Below are 20502 nucleotides of genomic sequence, written 5' to 3' on the forward strand. Positions count from 1 at the left end.
TCTCCGAATCTGTCCTCAGCGGTTCACTTGCCGAGAATCACATCGCGGATCAGATCGATCACCGCTTGTGAACGGATGCCGGTGCAAACGATCTGGCTCGGAAGATTGTCCCATTCGTTCGGCGGAAAATGGCGCCCGTTCGGTTTGACGATCGTCTGGCCGTCGGCAATGCCGCCGCAGACGACGCGTACCGAACCCTCGATCGTATCGAACAGCTCCGGCGCCACGACATAGACGCAGGCGCAGCTATCATGCACCATCATGCCGTCGTCGACCGCATGGCTGTAGAAATCGATATAGGATTGCGACAGGTCGGCCAGCAACTGCACGGACGGCCCCCCGGCCTTTGCCATGTCGGCGAGATAGCTGCGGCTCATCGTCGTGATCGCGGTCACGTCGAGGCCGACGACTACGACCTTCCAGGCTGCGGTCATGACGGCATCGGCGGCTTCCGGGTCGCCGTGAATATTGGCTTCCGCCACCGGCGTGACGTTGCCCGGAACATAGAAATTGCCGCCCATGATGACGACGTCTTTCACCAGCCTGGCGATCTCCGGATCATGCTTCAGGGCCATCGCCAGATTGGTCATTCGGCCGACGGCGACAAGGGTCACCTCGCCCGGATTGGCGCGGACTGTATCGATGATGAATTGATGCGCCGGACGCGGATCGGTCGCCAGATCGATCGTTTCAGGCACTTCGATATCGCCGAGACCATTATGCCCATGCACGAAGGTAGGCCAATCCCGCTCCTTTCGCGACGGATCGAACGTGACGCTGGCGCCGCGGGCGACCGGGCACGGAATATTCCATTCGCGCTTCAGAAACAGCGCGTTGCGCGTCGTCGTGTCGACGGAAGCATTGCCGAACACGGTGGTGATGCCGAGAAGATCGATATCCGGATGGCGATGCAGGAAGAGAAGCGCCATGGCGTCGTCGACGCCAGGGTCCGTGTCGTAAATGACCTTGTGCATGATTTTTCCTTGTTATCCTTTTGACCAGCTTGATCTTGTCCAAAGGCTGCGCCGCAGTTTTTGGGGATCATGCTCCGAAATCACCGGGGCGCACGAGAGCCGTGCTCAGCGAAATGCCTCACCATAGCCGCAGACGCCATTTCTGCAATATCGGATACAATCTCGTGCGAATTCGCCACAGATTGCGGCAAATCGATGCCAATCAGCCGAAAATTCAGCCGATTTTCGCAATTGCGGCGGTAGCAAAATCGGATTTGATTTTCGGAAGAACAAGCTCCGCAACGGGTCCGGCCGCCGCCAGTGCGGCCGCCTCGGCGACACCGTGGCAGCCCACACGCGCAAAGACGAGTTCGGACGGGTTCTTCAGACGAGGCGTCTCGCGCTCCAGGGTGGCCGCGTCGAAAAAATGCAGCGGCAATTGAAGATGAGCGGCCGTTTCTACGATTGCGGGCTCGTTGCTTCGCGTATCGATGGAGGCGATCGCGACGACTTGAGCGACCTCTATCCCACCCTCCCGCAAGGCCCGTTCGGCAAGCAGGCGCACATCGTTCCAGTCCGTACCGCGCTCGCAGCCGAGACCGAGGATGTAGCGGCGGGTGAAAGGATCAAGAGTCGTCATGGGGCCTCAGCGACGGCGGTTATGATTGGGCATAGTCTCCTTTGTCGCGCGTTCGTGTCCACCCCCCTGCCCGTCAATTTCGCCCGGTGTGTCCCTACAGCAATTGCCCTAATGTGTTTGCAGTGCCAGAAGACGTCTCAACTTCACGCCGTCGAGTTCCCCGCCCTTGCAAGACATCACCCTTCACCTGCTGCTTCTGCTCTTCGCCGCTTCCTTCTTTGCCGGTTTTGTCGACTCCATTGCCGGCGGGGGCGGACTTATCACCGTACCAGCCATGCTGCTTGCCGGCATTCCGCCATTGCAGACGCTCGGCACCAACAAGGTGCAATCAATCTTTGGTGCCGCCTCGGCGACTATTGCCTATGCCCGCCAGGGCCATGTGCGGCTTCGCACGCAATTGCCGATGGCCCTGATGGCTGTCATCGGTGGCATGCTGGGCGCTGCGCTGGCGACGATCATGCCCGGCGATGTCCTGCGCATCATCTTGCCGTTCCTGTTGATCGCCATCGCGCTTTATTTCGCCTTCAAGCCCAATCTCAACGATATCGAAAAACACGGCCGCATGAGCGCAACGCTCTTCGGGTTCACCTTCGTGCCGCTGATCGGCTTCTATGACGGCGCCTTCGGACCTGGCACTGGCTCGTTCTTCATGCTCGCCTTCGTCACGCTCGTCGGCTTCGGCATGCTGAAGGCGACGGCTCATACGAAGCTTTTGAATTTCGGCTCGAATCTCGGCAGCTTGATCGTCTTCATCTTCTCCGGCGTCATCCTATGGAAGGTCGGCCTCACCATGGGTCTCGGCCAGTTCCTTGGCGCTCAGGCCGGCTCACGACTCGCCATGCGCATCGGCGCAAGGCTGATCAAGCCGCTGCTGGTCGTCGTCTGCATCGCCTTCGCCATCAAGCTCCTGGCCGACCCGACCAATCCTGTTCGCGTCTGGCTGGGGTTCTAGTATCAGGCGGCTTTGAGGCGCTTACTGGCCCAACACGAACTCCCCGACTTGCATCGCCACGCCATTCACCATTGCATCGATCCGATGGAGACCAGGATAATGTTTGCGCGTCGTCAGGTCATCCAGCCGCAATGCCTTGGAGAATTGTGCCGTTTCACCGGGCGCCAAGGATACTGATGTCAGCTTGAAGACCTTTGGCCTTGCCATGCCGTTTGCCTTGACGAAGTGCACGGCAAAATCGACGAGCAGAGATTGCGCAGCTTCTCCCTCGTTGACGAGGGAAAAGCCGATGCGGACGATGTCGCCCATCTGCGCCTTCGCCGGCATTATCTCAGCACTGCCAACGCGAATGCCTTCGACGGCGGAATAACCCATAGCGCCGATCGCATCGGCCTCACCACGCTTGACGGCGGAGCGCAGCGCATGACGGATCAGGCGCAGACGTTCCCGCGGCGCATCAATGCTCCAGCGGCGTACCGTCTCTATGAGAACGCCGGGATGATCTTTACCGATATCGTTGAGATTATTGGCGACGGAACGACGGACATAAAGCTCCGGATCGTCCTTCAGCAATTCCAATAACTCAAGCACCGGCGCCGGATCAGCCTGAAAGGCGCGGAGCCGTTGTGCCCATGGAAGACGTGGCCGCGTACCTTCCGACACCAGCCGCCGGACGTGCACATTGGCATCGCTGGCCCACATACGCAGCCGCTCCAACGTCTCCTCCTGCCTCTTGTCGAGGAAGGTGCGGACCGAGAATTCAGCGGTAAAGCGCTTCGTCAGCTCATATTGCGCCCGCATGGACGGCTCGAAGTGATCGATGCCGTTGTCGGCAACGAAGATCGTGTGTGGCAGATAAAGAAACGGCGTCATGCCGAAATTGTCGCTGCCATTCATTTCCGGACCCAGCGAGCGAACGAGAATATCGATCGCCTCAGAATAATCTCCCGGCAAAAACACCTTGAGCGTGCGCGCTATCGCTCGCCCACGATCCATCAGTTCCAGCGGCTCGTATCCATCAAGCGTCGCCGCAACGAAGCCTTTCCGGTCGAATGCCGGATGCACCGCACCGATCATTTCGGCGATACGGGCCGGCACCTCTGCACCGAAGCGATCCTTCAGGCGTTCAGCCATGCCATCCCCTCAAAAGCTTCGCAGTTGTTCGAATGCAGCACGCTGGTGCCGGCATTGGCGGCATCGATCTGCATGTGATCGAAATAGTCGAGGCAATCCTTGCTCGCATGCACCTTCGGCAGAGCGGCCACCGCATCAGCATGAGAGCGCCACCAGATGACATCGACATAGCCGCCATCACAGCCGCGCACCAGTTCGCGATTGATATAGCCGGGCTGGAGCTTCAGAAAACGATCCTGCATTCTCGCAGCCGCTTCCAGAAGCGCACCTTCGGATAGGTCGGCGCGGAGCTTGAACGGCGCCCATTCCATAACTTTTCCCGTCATCGTCTTTCCTCGGGTTCAGTCAGATGCCCATCGCTTATTGCTTAATAGGACAGATAACGACATATTTCAGCAATGGCGCGCACGGCGGATGGAACAAGGCTGAACAGGCTGGAAGAGCTGAAAGGGCTGCTTCGCGAACGTGAGCACGCGACAGCCGCCGAGCTCGCTGCCGAGATGGGCGTCAGCCTGCGCACGCTCAACCGCGACATTGCGCTACTGCGCCAAAGTGGCCTGCCGATCGATGCCGACCGCGGCCGCGGCGGCGGCATGCAATTGCATCGTAGCTGGTCGCTCGGCCGGCTGCATCTCGATCATCTCGAAACGATCGACCTGCTGCTCAGCATCACCATCGCCGAAAAGGTTGGTTCGCCTCTGCTGTTGCAACATCTGACGTCGATCAAGCGCAAGGTCTCCGCCGCCTTCACCGAAGGCTATCAGGGCCGCATCCGCGACCTGCGCCGCCGCATCATCGTCGGTGCGCCGGCAACGCTCAATGTCGTCAACAGCTATGTGCCGCCAAGTCGCGCCAATCTTGCACTGATATCCCAAGCCTTCTTCGAGCAGCGGCAGGTGATCATCGATTACGAGGCCGGCGACGGCGTTGTCACCAGCCGCCGGATCGAGCCGCAATTCCTCTATTTGAATGCGCCCGTCTGGTATCTCATCACCTGGGATCACCTGCGGGATGACATCAGAACCTTCCGCGTCGATCGCATCCGCGCGGCAGAACTCCAGCCGGCAACCTTTCGCATCGGCGATCCGAAGATCTACATCGCCGCCGCGGACCGAAGCGCCTCGCTTCTCTAATTCCTCAGAATTCGACGCCCGGCTGCCCCTTGATGCCGGAACGGAACGGATGCTTGATCAGCTCCATCTCGGTGACGAGGTCGGCGATCTCGATCAGCTCTTCCTTGGCGTTGCGGCCAGTCAAAACGACATGCGTCATGTACGGCTTCTCCGTTTTCAGGAAGTCGAGGACGTCGTTGATATCGAGATAATCATAGCGGAGCGCGATGTTGATCTCATCGAGAAGCACCATCGAATTGCGCTCGTCGCGAATCAAATCCTTGGCCTTCTCCCAGGCTGCCGCAGCGGCCGCCACGTCGCGGGCACGATCCTGCGTCTCCCAGGTGAACCCCTCGCCCATGGTATGAAACTGGCAGATATCGGAGAAATGCTTTTCGATCAGATCCCGCTCGCCGGTCCACATCGCGCCCTTGATGAACTGCACCACTGCGCACGGCTTCCTGTGAGCGATGTGACGGAAAATCATGCCGAACGCGGACGACGACTTGCCTTTGCCCTTGCCGGTATGGACGATGATCAGTCCCTTCTCGTCCGTCTTCGTTGCCATGATCTTGTCGCGCGCGGCCTTTTTCTTGGCCATCTTGTCGGCATGGCGTGCGTCATCGTTCTTCGGTGCTTCAGTGCCCGTTTCGGTTGGTTCTTCGCTCATTCTACTCTCCCTGCAATTGTCGATTTCTGCGCTAACGGCCCGCCACGCCAAAGGTAAAGCGCCGCCAGCGGTGTCCTCTCGGTTCGCATCGCATGGCGAATATCCGAGGGATGATGAATGATTTCGCCTGTCCACCGCGGCAGGAAGGCTTGACTGTCCTTGCTCCACAGTGAGCCTTCCGTCAGCGGAATATAGATTTCCTCGGCGATGTGATGGTGATCCGGATAATGCACATCTGGCCCGAGCAGCAGAAAGCCGCCGGCCATTTCATCGCTGACGAAGTGGCCGCGCGTGCCGAAAAGCTCGACCCAACAGTATCTCTGCAGAAAATCGGCGCCGAAATCAGCGATGTTATAGGTCTGCGCCCAGTGCAATGCGTCTGCCGCACCTACGAGGCTGGAAAACAATTCACTTTCCGCGACATCGGCTGGCCGGTGGAGATCGTTCAGATAACTCACGACCGGCAGACTACGTGCCGCAAGTAACCGCCCGCCCATCCGCCAATCAAAGCCTGCAATGAAACGCCTCAATATGGGATCGCTCCGCGAAGCGACATAGCGCTGGAAGGCTTGAAGAAGATCGTCGACCGCACTCAAGCTACGACCTCCTTGTCAGTCAAAGTCTCCAGATCGAACCGTGCCGAATTGCTGCGTGGCGTCCAGAGTTGGCGATCGATCGCTTCGAGCAGACGCTCTTGCATCTCCCGTAAGGCCGCCGGATTCTTCTCCGCCATGAAATCGCGCACCAGGGGATCGACGACAAAAGCCTGATAGACCGCCTCGAAATGATGATTGCGCACGGCGCCCGTGGTTGCGGCGAAAGCGAAGAGGTAGTCGACCGTGGCTGAAATCTCGAAGGCGCCCTTATAACCATGGCGCATCACGCCATCGATCCACTTCGGATTGACGACACGGCCGCGCACGACACGGCCGATCTCCTCTTCCAGCGAGCGGATAACCGGCTTTTCCGGGCGGGAATGGTCGTTGTGATAGATCGACGGACGAGCGCCCGCGAGCTGCTCCGCAGCAGCCGCCATACCACCTTCAAACTGGTAGTAATCGTCGCTGTCCAGCAGGTCGTGCTCTCGATTGTCTTGATTCTGCACCACCGCCTGAATCGAGCGCAACCGCTCCTCGAACACGCCGCGCTCGGCTTTCCCGTCCTCGCCTGCGCCATAGGCATAGCTGCCCCAGACGAGATAGGCCTCCGCCAGATCGGCGCGACGCTCCCAGCCCTTCTCGTCGATCAATGCCTGCAGTCCGGCTCCATAGGCGCCGGGCTTGGAACCGAAGATACGGTAGCCAGCTCGCCTGCTGGCCGAAGCCTCGTCCAGTCCTGCCGCCTCCAGCCGCCTAATCTCGCCGCGCACGCGTGCCGCGATGGGATTGTCCACGGCATCCTCATCCAACGCCCCGACCGCGCGGACCGCCTTGTCGAACAGTGCGATCTGCTCCGGAAAGGCATCGCGGAAGAAGCCGGAAATTCGCAACGTCACATCGACACGCGGCCGCCCGAGCTTTGCCGGCGCAATAATCTCATAGCCGGTAACGCGCCGCGAGGTCATGTCCCAGACGGGCCTGACACCGATCAAGGCCAGCGCCTGGGCAATATCGTCACCGCCGGTGCGCATATTCGACGTGCCCCAGGCCGTCAGCCCGAAGGAAACCGGCCACTCACCGTGATCCTGCACGTAGCGGCGGACTAACAGCTCCGCCGACTTCTTGCCAAGCTCATAGGCCGCCGGCGTCGGCACGGCGCGGCTGTCGACGGAATAGAAATTCCGACCCGTCGGCAAAACATCTGGCCTACCGCGTGTCGGCGCCCCTGAGGGGCCGGGCGGCACGAACCGGCCGTCGAGGCCTTTTATCAAGGCGGCAATCTCCGCATCGCCGCACGCGAGAATGGACGGCTGCAGTTGCGAGAAAATCCCCTCAAGAACCATGTGGGTGTTTACCCAGCTCTCTGGACAGACCATCCCGCGTGAAACGAGTTGAGCGGCCAGCAGCTCGATACGTTCGACAGTGTCGCCTTGCGTGCGCCAGGGCGCATCGGAGGCGTCTTGCAGGATAGATGGGCGCGGGCCGAGCCATTCGTCCGCCATATCGCAATCCAGAGGATCGAACGACGTAGGCTGCACCAACGCATCCCGCGCGATCGCCCGCTGCAAACTCTGATCGCCGCCCTCGCCCAATCCCCGCGGCACGCGCGCCAGGGCCACCGTCAAATCCGTGAGCAGCCTTCCGGATGGCGAAACGCCGAAAACATGCAGTCCGTCACGGATCTGCATTTCCTTGAGGTCGCAGAGATAGGCGTCGAGCTTCTTCAGCGCCTCATCCTCACCTTCGCCTTTGGCAATGCCGGCATCCTGATCCAGGCCGATATCGGTGACCAGATCGAGAATCTGTTTGCGCAGCAGCCGAATACGGCGGGGATCGCCGCCGGAAGCCTCATAGTATTCGTCCACCAGCGCTTCGAGGTCCTTGAGCGGGCCGTAGCTTTCGGCGCGTGTTAAAGGCGGGGTCAGGTGGTCGATGATCACGGCGCTCGCGCGGCGCTTGGCCTGCGTGCCCTCGCCTGGATCATTGACGATGAACGGATAGAGATGCGGCAACGGCCCGAGAATCGCTTCGGGATAGCAGGTTTCTGACAGCGCCAGGGCTTTCCCCGGCAGCCATTCGAGATTGCCATGCTTGCCCATATGAATGACGGCATGCGCGCCGAAAGACCGGCGCAGGAATGCATAGAAAGCGAGATAGCCATGCGGCGGCACGAGGTCCGGCGAATGATAGCTTTCCTTCGGATCGATATTATAGCCGCGCGCTGGCTGGATACCCACCAGCACGTCGCCGAAGCGGGTGAAGGGCAGTGCAAAGGCACCTTCGCGAACATAGGGATCGCTCTCCGGATCACCCCAACGCGCAGTAGTCTCGTCCTGAATCTGAATAGGAAGAGATGAGAGGAAATTCTTGTATTCGCTTATAGAAATGGTCTCGCGTACGACCTTGCCGTCGTGGCCGGAATTGGTCGGCCCGTCCATCAGGTGCCGCATGAGCGCATCGCCATCGGCAGGCAGATCGGCAACCGGATACTCCGCCGCCTGCATAGCTTTCAGCACTTCCATCGTGCCCGCCGGCGTATCGAGCCCGACGCCGTTACCAAGCCGTCCGTCGCGGTTCGGATAGTTGGCCATGACGAGCGCCACCCGCCGATCTTGCGGGCGCGTTTTGCGCAATCCCGCCCAATTGGCCGCCAATCGAGCGGTATAGCGCATGCGGTCGGCTGCCGACTCGCTGGCAACGATATTGGCCTCGACACGATCATCATAACGCGCCGCCGCCTTGAAGGAGACGGCACGAGCCAGTACGCGCCCATCCACCTCCGGCAGCGCGACATTCATGCCGAGATCACGTGCGGAAAGCCCTTGTGACGAAGCATCCCAAGCCTCTCGCGATGAAGCCGAAAAGATCGCCTGCAGCACGACGGCGTCACTCGCCTCCAATACGGTCGGCTGCCGATCCGCGCCCGGCGCCGAGACGGCAAAACCGGTCGTGTTGATCACGACGTCGGGCTTCAGCTCGCCGAAAACGCTTTCGAGAATGCCGACTGAAACCGGATCCTTGAGGCTGTAGGCAAAGACCGGCAGCGGCCGCATGCCCTCGGTGATCAGCGCCTCTATCATGGCTTCGACCGGCTTGGTTTCACCGCTTTGCACGAGGGCACGATAGAACGAAATAGCGACGGTCGGGGGTTCAAATCCCTCTCCCGCTACCATCGAAGATGCTGAGATATTTCTCCACTCCTCGGTCCCAATCACGCCCCTGCCCGGCCACCAGATCCCCGCCTTCATCAACGGAGCGGCCGGCGCCGGTTTTTCGGCGCCCGACAGCAACGCCCCGGCGTAGCCGAGAAAGTCACGAGAATTCGCGTCGCCGCCTTCGATCAGATAGGACCAAAGCGCGTTGAGGTCCTCGAGCGCAACATTGGAGAACGGCGTCAGCCCGGGATCAGGCTTGGAATCTCCCGGAAGTACCGCGATAAGCGCACCGCTGCGTACGGCGCAGGCATGCAACGCCTCGAGCGCATAGTGGAAATAGCTGGCACCGCCAAGCGCCCTGACGATAATCAGCTTCGCATGCCGAGCCGTCCGTTCGATATAGGTATCGACGGACATCGGATGCTTGAGGCTCATCAAGCTCGCAAGCCGCAACGAATAGGCGGCTTCCCCCTGCCCATGGGCGGCAGCGATCGCCGCAAGCTCCGTATCGGCGGCCGACAGAAACAGGATATCGCCCGGCGACTGGCCAAGATCAATCGCCTCCTCGCCATCGCTGATCGTTCCCTTTTGCGCTAGGAGGAGATGCATGCCGCCCCAATTCGTTTCATTGATTTAAGCCGCTTCAAGCGGCTTGATGGCTGCGAATACATCGCTCTTTTCCGCTTGCGCGATCGCGAGATCATAACCCGTTTGCATCGCCATCCAGAAATCTGGCGTCGTGCTGAAAAACCGCGCGAGCCGAAGTGCCGTATCCGGCGTGACCCCGGTGTCCTCCGAAACCAGCCTCTCAATACGCGTTCGAGGCACGTTAAGATGTTTCGCCAAAGCACCGGCGCTCATCGTCAATGGCTTCAGATACTCCTCCCGCAAGATTTCACCCGGATGGATCGGCGGAAGTTTGGTCTCGGTCATGTTACGCTCCATCAGTGATAATCCACGATCTCGACATCACGCGGTCCAGCTTCGGTCCATAGGAAGCAAATGCGCCATTGATCGTTGATTCTGATCGAATACTGGCCAGAACGATCACCTTGCAAACGCTCCAGCCGATTGCCGGGAGGCGATCGCAGGTCGTCCAGCACAACCGCATAGTTCAATATCGTCAGCTTGCGTTGCGCGGAACGAACGAGGTCGGCTGGAAAGCCCTTTGGCACGTTTCCTGAGGCCACAGCTTCGGCGAACTTCCCCTTGTATGAAACGATCACCGCTATCTCAACTTCCGCCTAAGCAGTATATCCAATGTATCATGACCTGATACAAAATCAAGCTAACTGCTCGATCGCCTTGCGCACGATCTCCTCGTCCATCTCGTGCAGCCCAATCACCACAAGCCGCGTCTGACGCTCTTCGCCCGGCGTCCAGGCGCGGTCGAAATAATGGTCGATGCGGCTGCCGACGGCCTGGATCTGCAAGCGCATCGGCTTGCCGGGCACATCGACAAAACCCTTGAGGCGCAGGACATCGTGTTCGGCAATCACGCCCTTCAAGTTCTCGATAAAGGCAAGCGGATCGGCGATCGGGCCGAGCTCGACGATGAAGCTGTCGAATTCGTCATGATCATGCGGTGCGCCGTCCTCGTGTTCCAGCTCGTGATGTGATTTGCGGTTGGCGATATCGCCTTCGGTGCCGATGCCGAGGCCGAGGAGGATGGCGGCCGGAACCTCACCATTTTTCGCTTCGATGATCGTCGGCTTGCGGGCGGTGCGAGAGGCAACTTCGGTACGGACGCGACCAAGGCCAGCGACATCGATCAGGTCGGTCTTGTTGAGAACGATAAGATCGGCGCAGTGCAATTGATCCTCGAACAGCTCCTCGATCGGGCTTTCGTGATCAAGCGATTCGTCTTCGACACGACGGGCTTCGACAGCATCGTGATCATCGGCAAAACGGCCGGCGGCGACAGCGGCGCTATCGACCACGGTGATGACGCCGTCGACGGTGACCTGGGTGCGGATATCCGGCCAGTTGAAAGCAGCGACGAGGGGCTGCGGCAACGCCAGACCGGAAGTCTCGATGACGATATGATCGGGACGCGCATCACGCTCCAAAAGCTTGGTCATGGTTGGGATGAAATCGTCTGCGACCGTGCAGCAGATGCAGCCGTTGGTCAGCTCGATAATGTCGTCCTCGGTGCAGTTTTCCGCGCCGCAGCCCTTCAGCACGTCACCATCGACGCCAAGATCACCGAACTCGTTGATGATCAGGGCGATCTTCTTCCCACCGGTGTTCTGCAGGAGGTTGCGGATCATCGTCGTCTTTCCGGCGCCAAGGAAGCCGGTGATGACGGTGGCGGGAATTTTTTCCTGATTCATGCAGATCAACCCTTCATTTTCAGCGGCAGCCCCGCCGCGATAAAATAGACTTCGGCGCTTGCCGCCGCGAGCATCTGGTGCAACCGGCCGGCATGATCGCGAAACTCGCGTGCCATACGGTTTTCAGGCACGATGCCGAGCCCGACCTCATTGGAAACGAGGACGAGGCGCGACTTTGCGCCTGGTAGAAATTCTGTGAGAGCGGAAAATTCCGCCGCGATGTTGCGCTCGGCCATCATCAGGTTGGTGACCCAAAGCGTCAGGCAATCGACGAGAACAGCGCGGTCCTCGCCGTCGATCGCCGCCAGCCGCGCCGTAAGATCGAGCGGCTCCTCATGCGTCGTCCAGAGAAGATCACCCCGTTCGGCGCGATGTTGTGCGATGCGATCGCGCATTTCGTCGTCCCAGGCCTGGCCCGTCGCCACGTAATGACGATCGAGGCCGGTATCCGAGATCAGCGATTCGGCGAATCGGGATTTACCGGAGCGTGCGCCGCCGAGAACAAGAACGGCGCGGGACGGTGAGGATAGCATCGGCTATTTCCGCCCCGACACAAAGGCGACCGCGGGCGCGATGCCGCCAAAGCCGCAAAGCAGGCGCCTGCGCGCCCAAAATTCATTTCGCGCCATGACAACCTCCGTGCTGGCAGCCGAGACATCCGTCCCTGGGGTGGGCCTTGTGCCCGGCACGTATGGCAGGTCTCCTGGCTCGCGGATGAGGCGCAGCAAGCGGGGCAAACCGAAATCGGTCGCCTCCGCTCCTGCACCAGCGGATCTCCCTCGCCTTCCCGGCAAACATCATGAAAAGGCGGACGATTCGTAGAATTAGAGGCGTCCAGCCCTGGTTGATCATGATGCCACGCCAGTGGCTTTTCCGGCTCGAAGCTGCTTTCACCTGCCCGCACCACGCGGACCATCAGCAAAATACCCCCCAAACCGGATGAAAGACCCTGACCGCTCTACAGTCGCGGGGTCGGCTGTGATGAGAACGCCCGAGTTGGGTCCGCCCCTTCACATTCCCTTTTCATCCCATGCGACAGATCGCCGCTCGGGAACCATTCGTTATGCCGCAATGATTAGGCTTTCGGTCCCGGCAAGTCAATCAAGGCCGGCCGATACGACATCGGCTGTCCTAACGGCGAAATATGCATAAAAGTCGCAGCGGTTTGGCGCTCTTTTTGCCGTATTTCTTTGATGTTAGGAGTTTATAGAAGCCAAGCACGTAGCTTTGAGCAAAAAACTGTCGTCTGTTCCCCATGTTGCAGAAATTCCAACCGCGCCGCCTCGGCGTCTTCTCCGCCCTATTCGAACTTGGTCGGTTCAGGGCATTGCTGCGTCGTGGCGAATTGGGGCTGGTTTTCGCCGGCGCCCTGGCGGGAATAGTCTCCGGTTGCGCCGTAACAGCGATGAGCTTTGTCTCGCGCAAGCTTCACAGCGCCATCTATGGGATCACCGACTATGAGCGCCTGAGTTCGGCAGCGGTAGCTATACCAGACAAGTCGGTGCTTCTGATCGCGCCCATAGCCGGCGGCATCATCCTCGGCATCTTGCTCTATATATTGTCGCGCACGCGCAAGAAGCCGATGGTCGACCCGATCGAAGCCAATGCGCTGCACGGTGGCCGTATGTCGCTCACCGATAGTATCCTCGTTGCGGTGCAAAACCTGATCTCGAACGGTTTCGGCGCGTCGGTCGGGCTTGAAGCTGGCTACACGCAGCTTGCCGCCGGCATTGCGTCGAAATTCGGCTATAAGATGCAGATGCGCCGCGCCGACCTGCGCATGCTCGTCGGTTGCGGCGCTGCCGGCGCCATCGCCGCCGCGTTCAATGCGCCGCTCACCGGCGCCTTCTACGCTTTCGAGCTGATTATCGGAAGTTATTCCATCCTCACCCTGACGCCGGTCGTCGTCTCAGCGCTGATATCGACCATGATCGCAAGATTGCTCGCCGGTGACGACTTCGCCATCGACATCGATCATTTCGGTGCGATCGTCCCTGCCGACTATCTTCCGGCTGTCCTGCTCGGTGCTTTCTGCGCCGGTATAGGCATCCTGATCATGCAAGGCGTCGCCTGGGTCGAAGAGTTTGCACGCAAGAGTTCCATCGCACCGCCCTTCCGCCCCGCGCTCGGCGGCCTTGTCGTCGGCCTGTTGGCGCTGATCTCGCCGCAGGTTCTGTCGGCTGGCCACGGCGCACTGCATCTCAACCTGTCGACAAATGTGACCCTCAGCGCATTGGCCGGACTTTTCATCCTGAAATCACTGGCCTCTGCCGTGTCGATCGGATCCGGTTTCAGAGGCGGCTTGTTCTTTGCGTCGCTGTTCATGGGCGCGCTGCTCGGCAAAATCTTCGCCTATTGCGGCCCCTATTTCGATCACGCCACACTGACGCCGGCCGTCTATGCCGTGGTCGGCATGAGCTCGCTTGCCGTCGCCATCATCGGCGGCCCCTTGACCATGACCTTCCTGGCGCTGGAGATCACCGGCGATTTTCCGATCACCGCCCTGGTGCTCGCCGCCGTCATTACCTCGTCGCTCGTCGTGCGCACCACCTTCGGCTATTCCTTCGCAACATGGCGCTTCCATCTGCGCGGCGAAAGCATCCGCAGCGCCCATGATGTCGGCTGGATCCGCAATCTGACGGTCGTCCGCATGATGCGCCCGGACGTCCACACGGCTGATGTCAACACGAGCATCGAGGAATTTCGTCACCGCTTTCCGATCGGCTCAGCGCAGCGCGTCATTCTTATCGACAAGGACGAGAAATATGCCGGCATGGTGCTGATGCCGGACATTTATGCGAGCCCGGTCGAGAAGGACGACGAGGAACACGGCCTCGCCGATTTCATCCGCCATCGCAACGATTTCCTGCAGCCGCAGATGAACGCCAAGCAGGCCGCCGCCCTGTTCGACCAGACGCAAAGCGAAGCACTGGTGGTGATCAACGACCTGATCGAGCGCAAGGTGATCGGCCTGCTCACCGAGAGCTATACGCTGCGCCGCTACAGCGAAGAACTCGACCGCCGCCGCCGCGAAGTGTCGGGCGAAATTTAGTACACGAGGCTGTCGAGCCAGGCCGGATCAAGCACCGCTTCCAGCTCCGTTGCAATCTGGTCCAGAGCCGCCTCGACGCCGGCGCGGTAATCCATCCGCTCGCCGGTCAGGCCGAAGCTTGCAAGCAGCTTTGCCCGGTAGGCGTCGCTGGTGAAAAGCCCGTGCAGATAGGTGCCCATGATCAGGCCGTCGCTGGAAAGCGCACCATCCGGCCGGCCGTCGATCATCGTCGAGGGCCGGTCGCAATCGGTGCCGCGAGTCACGCCGAGATGGATTTCATAGCCCGAGAGCGGTGCGTCGTATTCCCTGGAAAAAGCCACGCTGTTGCGCAATGTCTTTTCCGGCGCCATCTCGGTCTCGACATCGAGCAGGCCAAGCCCCGGTATCTCCGTCACCGATCCCTCTATGCCGAGCGGATCATGCACCACGCGGCCGAGCATCTGATAACCGCCGCAAATGCCGATGACGCGGCCCCCGCGGCGGACATGATCAGCTATATCCTGATCCCACCCCTGCGCCCGCAAATCCATCAGGTCGCCGATGGTCGATTTCGAGCCCGGCAGGATTACGAGTCCTGCGTCCGCGGGCAACCGCTCGCCAGGGCGCACGAAGACGAGATCGACATCGGGCTCGGCGCGCAGCGGATCGAGATCGTCGAAATTGGCGATGCGCGGCAAGACAGGCACTGCGATCTTCAACGCGCCATCCGAGCCGCGCGCCAGCCGCTCCAGCACGACCGAATCCTCGGCTGGCAGCCGGCCCGCCGCCTTTAGCCAGGGCACGACGCCATAGCAAGGCCAGCCAGTGAAGCCCCCAATGGCATCCACCCCTTCGCCGAACAGCGAGATATCGCCGCGAAACTTGTTGATCAGGTAGCCACGGATCATCCGCCGGTCTTCCTCGGGCAGGATATGATGGGTGCCAACCAGCGAAGCGATCACGCCCCCGCGATCGATATCGCCGACGAGCACGACCGGGACATTAGCGCGGGTGGCAAAACCCATATTGGCGATATCGCCCTTCCTGAGATTGATCTCGGCCGGCGAACCGGCGCCCTCGACGATCACCAGATCGGTACCGGCGCGCATGGTCGCAAAGCTTTGCAGCACGGCGCCGAGCAATTGCGGCTTCAGCGCCTGGTAATCCCTGCCCTTTGCCTGCCCCCAGACCTTGCCCTGCACGATGATCTGGCTGCCGGTTTCTGATTGCGGCTTCAGCAGCACCGGGTTCATATGCACCGATGACGGCACGCGCGCGGCCAGCGATTGCAGCCATTGCGCCCGGCCAATTTCGCCGCCGTCCTCGGCGACCGCGGCATTGTTCGACATGTTCTGGGGCTTGAAAGGGCGCACCCGAACGCCCCTGTTGGCAAACAGCCGGCAGAGTCCGGCGACCAATACCGTTTTTCCGACATCGGAGCCGGTCCCCTGCAGCATGATCGCCTTCGTCATCCGTTATCGCTCCGATATGGCACTACGACCGAAAACCCTGGTTTCGCCTTGATTCTGCCGCGATGATTAACAGCGAAAAGCCGGATCTGCGAGGCAAAAAAGCATCACGTCCTCACATACTCTATTTGCGACATTCGATGACGACTTCATCCATTGTTCGGCGCACTGAAGAGGATTATCTCCGTCGCCAATCAAACAACGAATGCCGGTCGATCCGGCCCGAGGAAACCCCGATGCTCTTCATCTTCAACAACAAGAATTCCATCCAGATCGCCTGGAATTCGAAACTGCCGTCGCGCCGCCCCGAGAGCCGCCTGCAGCAGCTCGATACCCGCTTCGGCCCGATCGGTTTCATCCGCACCTACAGCGTCGGTTGATAGGCCGTCAAGGCCGCCAACCGACCGCACATCAAGCCGCCATGCGAGAGCATAGGCGGCTTTGCTGTTTCCGCCATTCAGGTGCGCCGTGGTCCGTCCGCACCTCGGGAATATCCTATATCGATTCTGCCTGAGACCGTTAGCCTAAGCCCAAAACGCGAAAACCGCGCGATCTCCAGATCGACGCGGTTTGCCAAAAACGCCGGCTCGCTTGCATTTCACACTGCAAGGCTCGCTTCCTCCGGTACGCACTACCTGATCCGGAGAGGCAGGTTTGTCCCCCGCCACGTCCAGATTGATAGCCGGACATCGTTACCGGAGGGTTATTAAGAGCTTAAATAAGGATGAATCCGAAAATTTTTTGAATTTTTTTCGGCTTGCCTCGACAGACTGAAAACGGCGCGAATGGAATAAAAAAGGTCTTTGCCGGGCGCGATATTTTAGCGATGTTTAATCGCTACGGGTTCGCTTGCCTCTTCCATAACCATTTTACAGCCATGAATAGCAGAAAACAGGCTAATTCAAGCGCTTATATAAGCTTTTCGACAAGGCGTGGTAAGCCCGCACGGTCGACGGCAGGTTGATTTCTTCACTCAAATCCTTAGGCTGCATCCTGTCGATGCGAAAAAGAGCACGGTCGCGACATGGTTCGTAGCCGCATAAAGAGCAAGCGCACGACTGAAAAACAGGGGACCGGACAGACGTCGTCAGCGGCGAGTGAACGGTTGTGGTGCGACCACGCTGACGGGGGATCGGCAGGCATCATGTCTGCTGGAGTCGATTCCCGTAACTTAACGAGAACTGGGAGACATTATCCAATGAAGAAGCTCATTGCTTCCGCCATCTTTGCATTTGGTGCCTATGCTTTGGCTGGCTCGGCGCAGGCTGCGGAATGCGGCGACGTGTCAATTGCTGAAATGAACTGGGCGTCCGCCGGCGTCGCCGCGCAGGTCGACAAGATCATCCTGCAGAACGGCTATGGCTGCAACGTGACGCTGGTCACCGGCGACACGCAGCCGACCTTCGCCTCCATGGACGAGAAGGGCGAGCCCGATGTCGCGCCCGAACTCTGGGTCAATGCCGTGCGCACCGCGCTCGACAAGGCCGTTTCCGAAGGCCGCCTGATCGAGGCCGCCCCCCTTCTCAGCGACGGCGGCGTCGAAGGCTGGTGGATTCCGAAATTCATGGCCGACGCCCATCCGGATATCAAGACCGTTCAGGACGCGCTGAAGCATCCGGAACTTTTCCCCGCCCCGGAAGATTCCTCAAAGGGCGCAGTCTACAATTGCCCGTCGGGCTGGAACTGCCAGATTTCCACGGCCAATCTCTATAAGGCGCTTGGCGCCGAGAAGCTCGGCTTCACGCTGGTGGACACCGGCTCGGCCGCTGGTCTCGACGGCTCGATCGCCAACGCCTTCGAAAAGAAGACCGGCTGGCTCGGCTACTACTGGGCTCCGACCGCGATCCTCGGCAAGTACGAGATGGTGCGCCTGAGCTTCAACGTGCCGCATGACAAGAAGGAATGGGATGCCTGCACGGCCATCCAGGATTGCGCCAATCCGAAGGTCAACTCCTATCCGGTTTCCGACGTCTATACCGTCGTGACCAAGGCGTTTGCCTCCAAGGCAGGTATTGCCATGGATTACGTCAAGACCCGCAAATGGGACAACGGCACGGTCGGCAAGGTTCTGGCCTGGATGACGGACAATCAGGGCACCAACGAAGACGGCGCAAAATACTTCCTGAAGACCTACCCCGATATGTGGACCAAGTGGGTATCTCCAGAAGTAGCCACCAAGGTGAAGGCTTCGCTTTGACATGAAACGCGTGGACTGGCGGCCGGCACTGCGTCGGCCGCCAGTTCCATATTCGCAGCCGCGGCGTCGACGCCCATATCGACGGAGTAACGCGGCCTTAGGTCGCAACAAGCGCAGGATGGCGCCTTCAAATGGTGTAAAAAAATAAACAGCAGTCTGACGAACCGGTCGCAGCGCTGCCCACCATCCGCACGTGAAGGCCACACGCACGGGCTGGTCAAAACCGGACAAGAAGGGGAATTTCATGGCTATACAATGTAGTTTTTTGCCGGATGTTCTATGTAATTTTCCGGCGATCGACGACACTCTCATTCGCGCCGCGCGCAAGAATATCGATGATGGCTTCAGAGGAATAGTGCGGGCTTATGGCAATGTCATCGATGCCGTGGTTCAGCCGCTGCAATGGTTTCTGAACTATCTGGAATGGCTTTTCACCAATACGCCTTGGTTCATTGTGCTCTTCGTCATGATGGCCGTCGTCTACGCCGCCAGCCGTAATCTCAAGATCGTCGCCGGCACCGCCATTTCCATGATCCTGATTGGCGTCTGTGGCCTCTGGGGCGACACGATGGTGACCCTTGCCATGGTGACCGTCTGCACCCTGATCGCGATCGTCATCGGCCTGCCGATCGGCATTTTGATGGCCCGTTCCGATCGGCTGCAATCGATCATCAACCCTACCCTCGACGTGATGCAGACGATGCCAAGTTTCGTCTATCTCATCCCCGTCGTCGTTATTTTCGGCATCGGTAAGGTCCCTGGCCTGATCGCTGTCGTCATCTATGCCGTTCCGCCGATGATCCGGCTAACCAATCTCGGCATCCGCCTCGTTGACAAGGAAGTGCTTGAGGCAGCGGACGCCTTCGGCTCGTCGCACCGGCAGAAGCTGTTCAACGTGCAGATTCCGTTGGCGCTGCCCACCATCATGGCCGGCATCAATCAGACCATCATGATGTCGCTCGCCATGGTCGTCGTCGCCTCAATGGTCGGCGTCGGCGGGCTTGGCAAGAACACGCTGCAGGCGATCAACAACCAGTTCTTCACTGTCGGCTTCCTCAACGGCTTCGCCCTGGTCGCGATCGCCATTATTTTTGACCGCACGAGCCAGGCCTACGGCAGACGGCTCCAGAAGCACTCGGAGGTCATCCATGGCTAGTCATGCGATCCAGATCAAAAGCCTCTACAAGATCTTCGGTCCGCGTGGGCGCGACTATGTGGATGCGGTGAAAAACGGCATCGGCAAGGCCGAACTCAATGAGACGCATGGCCATGTCCTCGGCCTGCAGGATATCAATATCGATATGCCGGCCGGCGCCATTACGGTCGTCATGGGTCTCTCCGGCTCCGGCAAATCGACGCTGATCCGCCATATCAACAGGCTCATCGAACCAACCGCCGGCGAAGTCCTCTATGACGGCGTCGACGTCTGCAAGATGGGCGAAAATTCCCTTCGCGAGTTCCGCCGTCACAAGACGGCGATGGTGTTCCAGAAATTCGCCCTGCTGCCGCACCGCACGGTGATCGAAAACACCATTTACGGCCTGGACATCCAGGGCGTGGCCCGGACCGAAAGCCAGAAGAAAGGCCAATACTGGATCGAGCGCGTCGGCCTGAAGGGGTTCGAGAACCACTATCCGAACCAGCTTTCCGGCGGCATGCAGCAGCGCGTCGGCCTTGCCCGCGCGCTCACCAACGATGCCGACATCCTGTTGATGGATGAAGCCTATTCAGCACTTGACCCGCTGATCCGTGTCGACATGCAGACCGTGCTTCTCGACTTGCAGAAGGAGTTGAAGAAAACCGTCGTCTTCATCACCCACGATCTCGACGAAGCACTGCGCCTCGGCGACAAGATCGCCATTCTTAGGGACGGCAAGGTCGTGCAGCAGGGCAGCGGCCAGGAAATCGTGCTGAAACCTGCCGACGACTACATCACCGCCTTCGTCAAGGAAGTGAATCGCGGCCGCGTTATCCAGGCTCAGACGATCATGAAGCCGATTGTTGGCGAGGCGCACGGCGTACGCATATCCGGCGACATGACGCTGGAAATGGCGGCCAAACAGATGACCGACGGCGGACAGACCGCTGCCGTCGTCACCGATGCCGGTGGCCGGCCGATCGGCGCAATCGACCTGCAAACCATCATTGCCGCCATGGTGACGCCGACGACACATGAAGCGGCGCAGATGGCAGCCGCCTGAAACGAACCTCCATCGTGAAGCGAAAAAGCGCCCTACCCTGGGCGCTTTTTTCTTGT

Annotated in this window: 19 protein-coding genes and 1 riboswitch; of the genes, 7 read left to right on the plus strand and 12 right to left on the minus strand. The window is 59.7% G+C overall.

Translation table 11 applies throughout. The annotated features are described in order from the left end of the window. Window positions 1–23: 23 nt before the first annotated feature. Both NXC24_RS11345 and NXC24_RS11350 read right to left on the minus strand, forming a co-directional pair. On the minus strand, window positions 24–974 hold the full coding sequence (locus tag NXC24_RS11345) for a nucleoside hydrolase (protein ID WP_104823373.1): 951 nt from the start codon (window positions 972–974) through the stop codon (window positions 24–26). A 214-nt stretch (window positions 975–1188) separates the two neighbouring features. Beyond that, on the minus strand, window positions 1189–1593 hold the full coding sequence (locus NXC24_RS11350) for a cobalamin biosynthesis protein (protein ID WP_104823374.1): 405 nt from the start codon (window positions 1591–1593) through the stop codon (window positions 1189–1191). Window positions 1594–1759: 166 nt separating this feature from the next. On the opposite strand from NXC24_RS11350, the gene NXC24_RS11355 reads away from it, so the two are divergent. Beyond that, window positions 1760–2545: a TSUP family transporter gene (locus tag NXC24_RS11355; protein WP_104823375.1), complete on the plus strand. Its 786-nt coding sequence runs from the start codon at window positions 1760–1762 to the stop codon at window positions 2543–2545. A gap of 21 nt (window positions 2546–2566) precedes the next feature. On the opposite strand, the gene NXC24_RS11360 is transcribed toward NXC24_RS11355, so the two are convergent. Next, window positions 2567–3679 (minus strand): DNA alkylation repair protein, encoded by a 1113-nt coding sequence (locus tag NXC24_RS11360; protein WP_104823376.1) that lies wholly within the window; start codon window positions 3677–3679, stop codon window positions 2567–2569. Further along, window positions 3664–4005, minus strand: a complete 342-nt coding sequence (locus tag NXC24_RS11365) for a hypothetical protein (protein ID WP_158704459.1) — start codon at window positions 4003–4005, stop codon at window positions 3664–3666. Before NXC24_RS11365 ends, NXC24_RS11360 begins: the two co-directional genes overlap by 16 nt. Window positions 4006–4077: 72 nt before the next feature. Here NXC24_RS11365 and NXC24_RS11370 point away from each other — a divergent pair, with 72 nt between their 5' ends. Beyond that, the gene (locus NXC24_RS11370; RefSeq protein WP_104823378.1) at window positions 4078–4812 is read left to right on the plus strand and encodes a WYL domain-containing protein; all 735 of its coding nucleotides are present in this window, start codon (window positions 4078–4080) and stop codon (window positions 4810–4812) included. Window positions 4813–4816: 4 nt separating this feature from the next. On the opposite strand, the gene cobO is transcribed toward NXC24_RS11370, so the two are convergent. The 7 genes from cobO to cobU are packed head-to-tail and all read right to left on the minus strand — an operon-like array spanning window position 4817 to window position 12081. Continuing rightward, window positions 4817–5461: a cob(I)yrinic acid a,c-diamide adenosyltransferase gene (cobO, locus tag NXC24_RS11375; RefSeq protein WP_104823379.1), complete on the minus strand. Its 645-nt coding sequence runs from the start codon at window positions 5459–5461 to the stop codon at window positions 4817–4819. After that, window positions 5458–6057, minus strand: coding sequence for a dimethylsulfonioproprionate lyase family protein (locus NXC24_RS11380; protein ID WP_104823380.1), 600 nt, complete (start codon window positions 6055–6057; stop codon window positions 5458–5460). The genes cobO and NXC24_RS11380 overlap by 4 nt, the downstream gene beginning before the upstream one ends. After that, entirely contained in the window at window positions 6054–9824 is a 3771-nt protein-coding gene (gene cobN / locus NXC24_RS11385; RefSeq protein WP_104823381.1) for a cobaltochelatase subunit CobN, read from the minus strand. Before cobN ends, NXC24_RS11380 begins: the two co-directional genes overlap by 4 nt. A 24-nt stretch (window positions 9825–9848) precedes the next feature. Beyond that, window positions 9849–10148, minus strand: coding sequence for a HigA family addiction module antitoxin (locus NXC24_RS11390; RefSeq protein WP_104825122.1), 300 nt, complete (start codon window positions 10146–10148; stop codon window positions 9849–9851). Between the two features lie 11 nt (window positions 10149–10159). After that, window positions 10160–10441, minus strand: a complete 282-nt coding sequence (locus NXC24_RS11395; RefSeq protein WP_104823382.1) for a type II toxin-antitoxin system RelE/ParE family toxin — start codon at window positions 10439–10441, stop codon at window positions 10160–10162. Window positions 10442–10498: 57 nt separating this feature from the next. Further along, on the minus strand, window positions 10499–11548 hold the full coding sequence (cobW, locus tag NXC24_RS11400) for a cobalamin biosynthesis protein CobW (RefSeq protein WP_104825123.1): 1050 nt from the start codon (window positions 11546–11548) through the stop codon (window positions 10499–10501). 5 nt (window positions 11549–11553) lie between these two features. Then, the gene (gene cobU, locus NXC24_RS11405) at window positions 11554–12081 is read right to left on the minus strand and encodes a bifunctional adenosylcobinamide kinase/adenosylcobinamide-phosphate guanylyltransferase (protein WP_104823383.1); all 528 of its coding nucleotides are present in this window, start codon (window positions 12079–12081) and stop codon (window positions 11554–11556) included. A gap of 142 nt (window positions 12082–12223) precedes the next feature. Further along, window positions 12224–12622: riboswitch (cobalamin riboswitch) on the minus strand. Between the two features lie 181 nt (window positions 12623–12803). Between cobU and NXC24_RS11410 the strand changes: the two genes are divergently transcribed. After that, on the plus strand, window positions 12804–14600 hold the full coding sequence (locus NXC24_RS11410; RefSeq protein WP_104823384.1) for a chloride channel protein: 1797 nt from the start codon (window positions 12804–12806) through the stop codon (window positions 14598–14600). On the opposite strand, the gene NXC24_RS11415 is transcribed toward NXC24_RS11410, so the two are convergent. Further along, a complete protein-coding gene (locus tag NXC24_RS11415) occupies window positions 14597–16051 on the minus strand; it encodes a cobyric acid synthase (RefSeq protein WP_104823385.1) in 1455 nt (484 codons plus the stop codon). The genes NXC24_RS11410 and NXC24_RS11415 overlap by 4 nt on opposite strands. Before the next feature lie 233 nt (window positions 16052–16284). On the opposite strand from NXC24_RS11415, the gene NXC24_RS35470 reads away from it, so the two are divergent. The 4 genes from NXC24_RS35470 to NXC24_RS11430 all read left to right on the plus strand — a co-directional run bounded on the left by NXC24_RS35470 (window position 16285) and on the right by NXC24_RS11430 (window position 20446). Continuing rightward, a complete protein-coding gene (locus NXC24_RS35470; protein WP_162950158.1) occupies window positions 16285–16428 on the plus strand; it encodes a hypothetical protein in 144 nt (47 codons plus the stop codon). 818 nt (window positions 16429–17246) lie between these two features. Further along, a complete protein-coding gene (locus tag NXC24_RS11420) occupies window positions 17247–18245 on the plus strand; it encodes an ABC transporter substrate-binding protein (protein WP_104823386.1) in 999 nt (332 codons plus the stop codon). 244 nt (window positions 18246–18489) lie between these two features. Beyond that, entirely contained in the window at window positions 18490–19401 is a 912-nt protein-coding gene (locus NXC24_RS11425) for a proline/glycine betaine ABC transporter permease (protein ID WP_104823387.1), read from the plus strand. Then, entirely contained in the window at window positions 19394–20446 is a 1053-nt protein-coding gene (locus NXC24_RS11430) for a glycine betaine/L-proline ABC transporter ATP-binding protein (RefSeq protein WP_104823388.1), read from the plus strand. Before NXC24_RS11425 ends, NXC24_RS11430 begins: the two co-directional genes overlap by 8 nt. The last annotated feature ends 56 nt before the right edge of the window (window positions 20447–20502 follow it).

This window comes from Rhizobium sp. NXC24 (assembly GCF_002944315.1).
In the GTDB taxonomy this organism is placed as follows: domain Bacteria; phylum Pseudomonadota; class Alphaproteobacteria; order Rhizobiales; family Rhizobiaceae; genus Rhizobium.

What these genes read in the sequence shown, in the direction of transcription:
- cobW (WP_104825123.1), bottom strand. Translation starts at nt 11,548, where the DNA reads ATGAATCAGGAAAAAATTCCCGCCACCGTCATCACCGGCTTCCTTGGC.
- NXC24_RS11410 (WP_104823384.1), top strand. Translation starts at nt 12,804, where the DNA reads ATGTTGCAGAAATTCCAACCGCGCCGCCTCGGCGTCTTCTCCGCCCTA.
- NXC24_RS11370 (WP_104823378.1), top strand. Translation starts at nt 4,078, where the DNA reads ATGGCGCGCACGGCGGATGGAACAAGGCTGAACAGGCTGGAAGAGCTG.
- cobU (WP_104823383.1), bottom strand. Translation starts at nt 12,081, where the DNA reads ATGCTATCCTCACCGTCCCGCGCCGTTCTTGTTCTCGGCGGCGCACGC.
- NXC24_RS11430 (WP_104823388.1), top strand. Translation starts at nt 19,394, where the DNA reads ATGGCTAGTCATGCGATCCAGATCAAAAGCCTCTACAAGATCTTCGGT.
- NXC24_RS11345 (WP_104823373.1), bottom strand. Translation starts at nt 974, where the DNA reads ATGCACAAGGTCATTTACGACACGGACCCTGGCGTCGACGACGCCATG.
- NXC24_RS11420 (WP_104823386.1), top strand. Translation starts at nt 17,247, where the DNA reads ATGAAGAAGCTCATTGCTTCCGCCATCTTTGCATTTGGTGCCTATGCT.
- cobO (WP_104823379.1), bottom strand. Translation starts at nt 5,461, where the DNA reads ATGAGCGAAGAACCAACCGAAACGGGCACTGAAGCACCGAAGAACGAT.
- cobN (WP_104823381.1), bottom strand. Translation starts at nt 9,824, where the DNA reads ATGCATCTCCTCCTAGCGCAAAAGGGAACGATCAGCGATGGCGAGGAG.
- NXC24_RS11390 (WP_104825122.1), bottom strand. Translation starts at nt 10,148, where the DNA reads ATGACCGAGACCAAACTTCCGCCGATCCATCCGGGTGAAATCTTGCGG.
- NXC24_RS11360 (WP_104823376.1), bottom strand. Translation starts at nt 3,679, where the DNA reads ATGGCTGAACGCCTGAAGGATCGCTTCGGTGCAGAGGTGCCGGCCCGT.
- NXC24_RS11425 (WP_104823387.1), top strand. Translation starts at nt 18,490, where the DNA reads ATGGCTATACAATGTAGTTTTTTGCCGGATGTTCTATGTAATTTTCCG.
- NXC24_RS11365 (WP_158704459.1), bottom strand. Translation starts at nt 4,005, where the DNA reads ATGACGGGAAAAGTTATGGAATGGGCGCCGTTCAAGCTCCGCGCCGAC.
- NXC24_RS35470 (WP_162950158.1), top strand. Translation starts at nt 16,285, where the DNA reads ATGCTCTTCATCTTCAACAACAAGAATTCCATCCAGATCGCCTGGAAT.
- NXC24_RS11350 (WP_104823374.1), bottom strand. Translation starts at nt 1,593, where the DNA reads ATGACGACTCTTGATCCTTTCACCCGCCGCTACATCCTCGGTCTCGGC.
- NXC24_RS11415 (WP_104823385.1), bottom strand. Translation starts at nt 16,051, where the DNA reads ATGACGAAGGCGATCATGCTGCAGGGGACCGGCTCCGATGTCGGAAAA.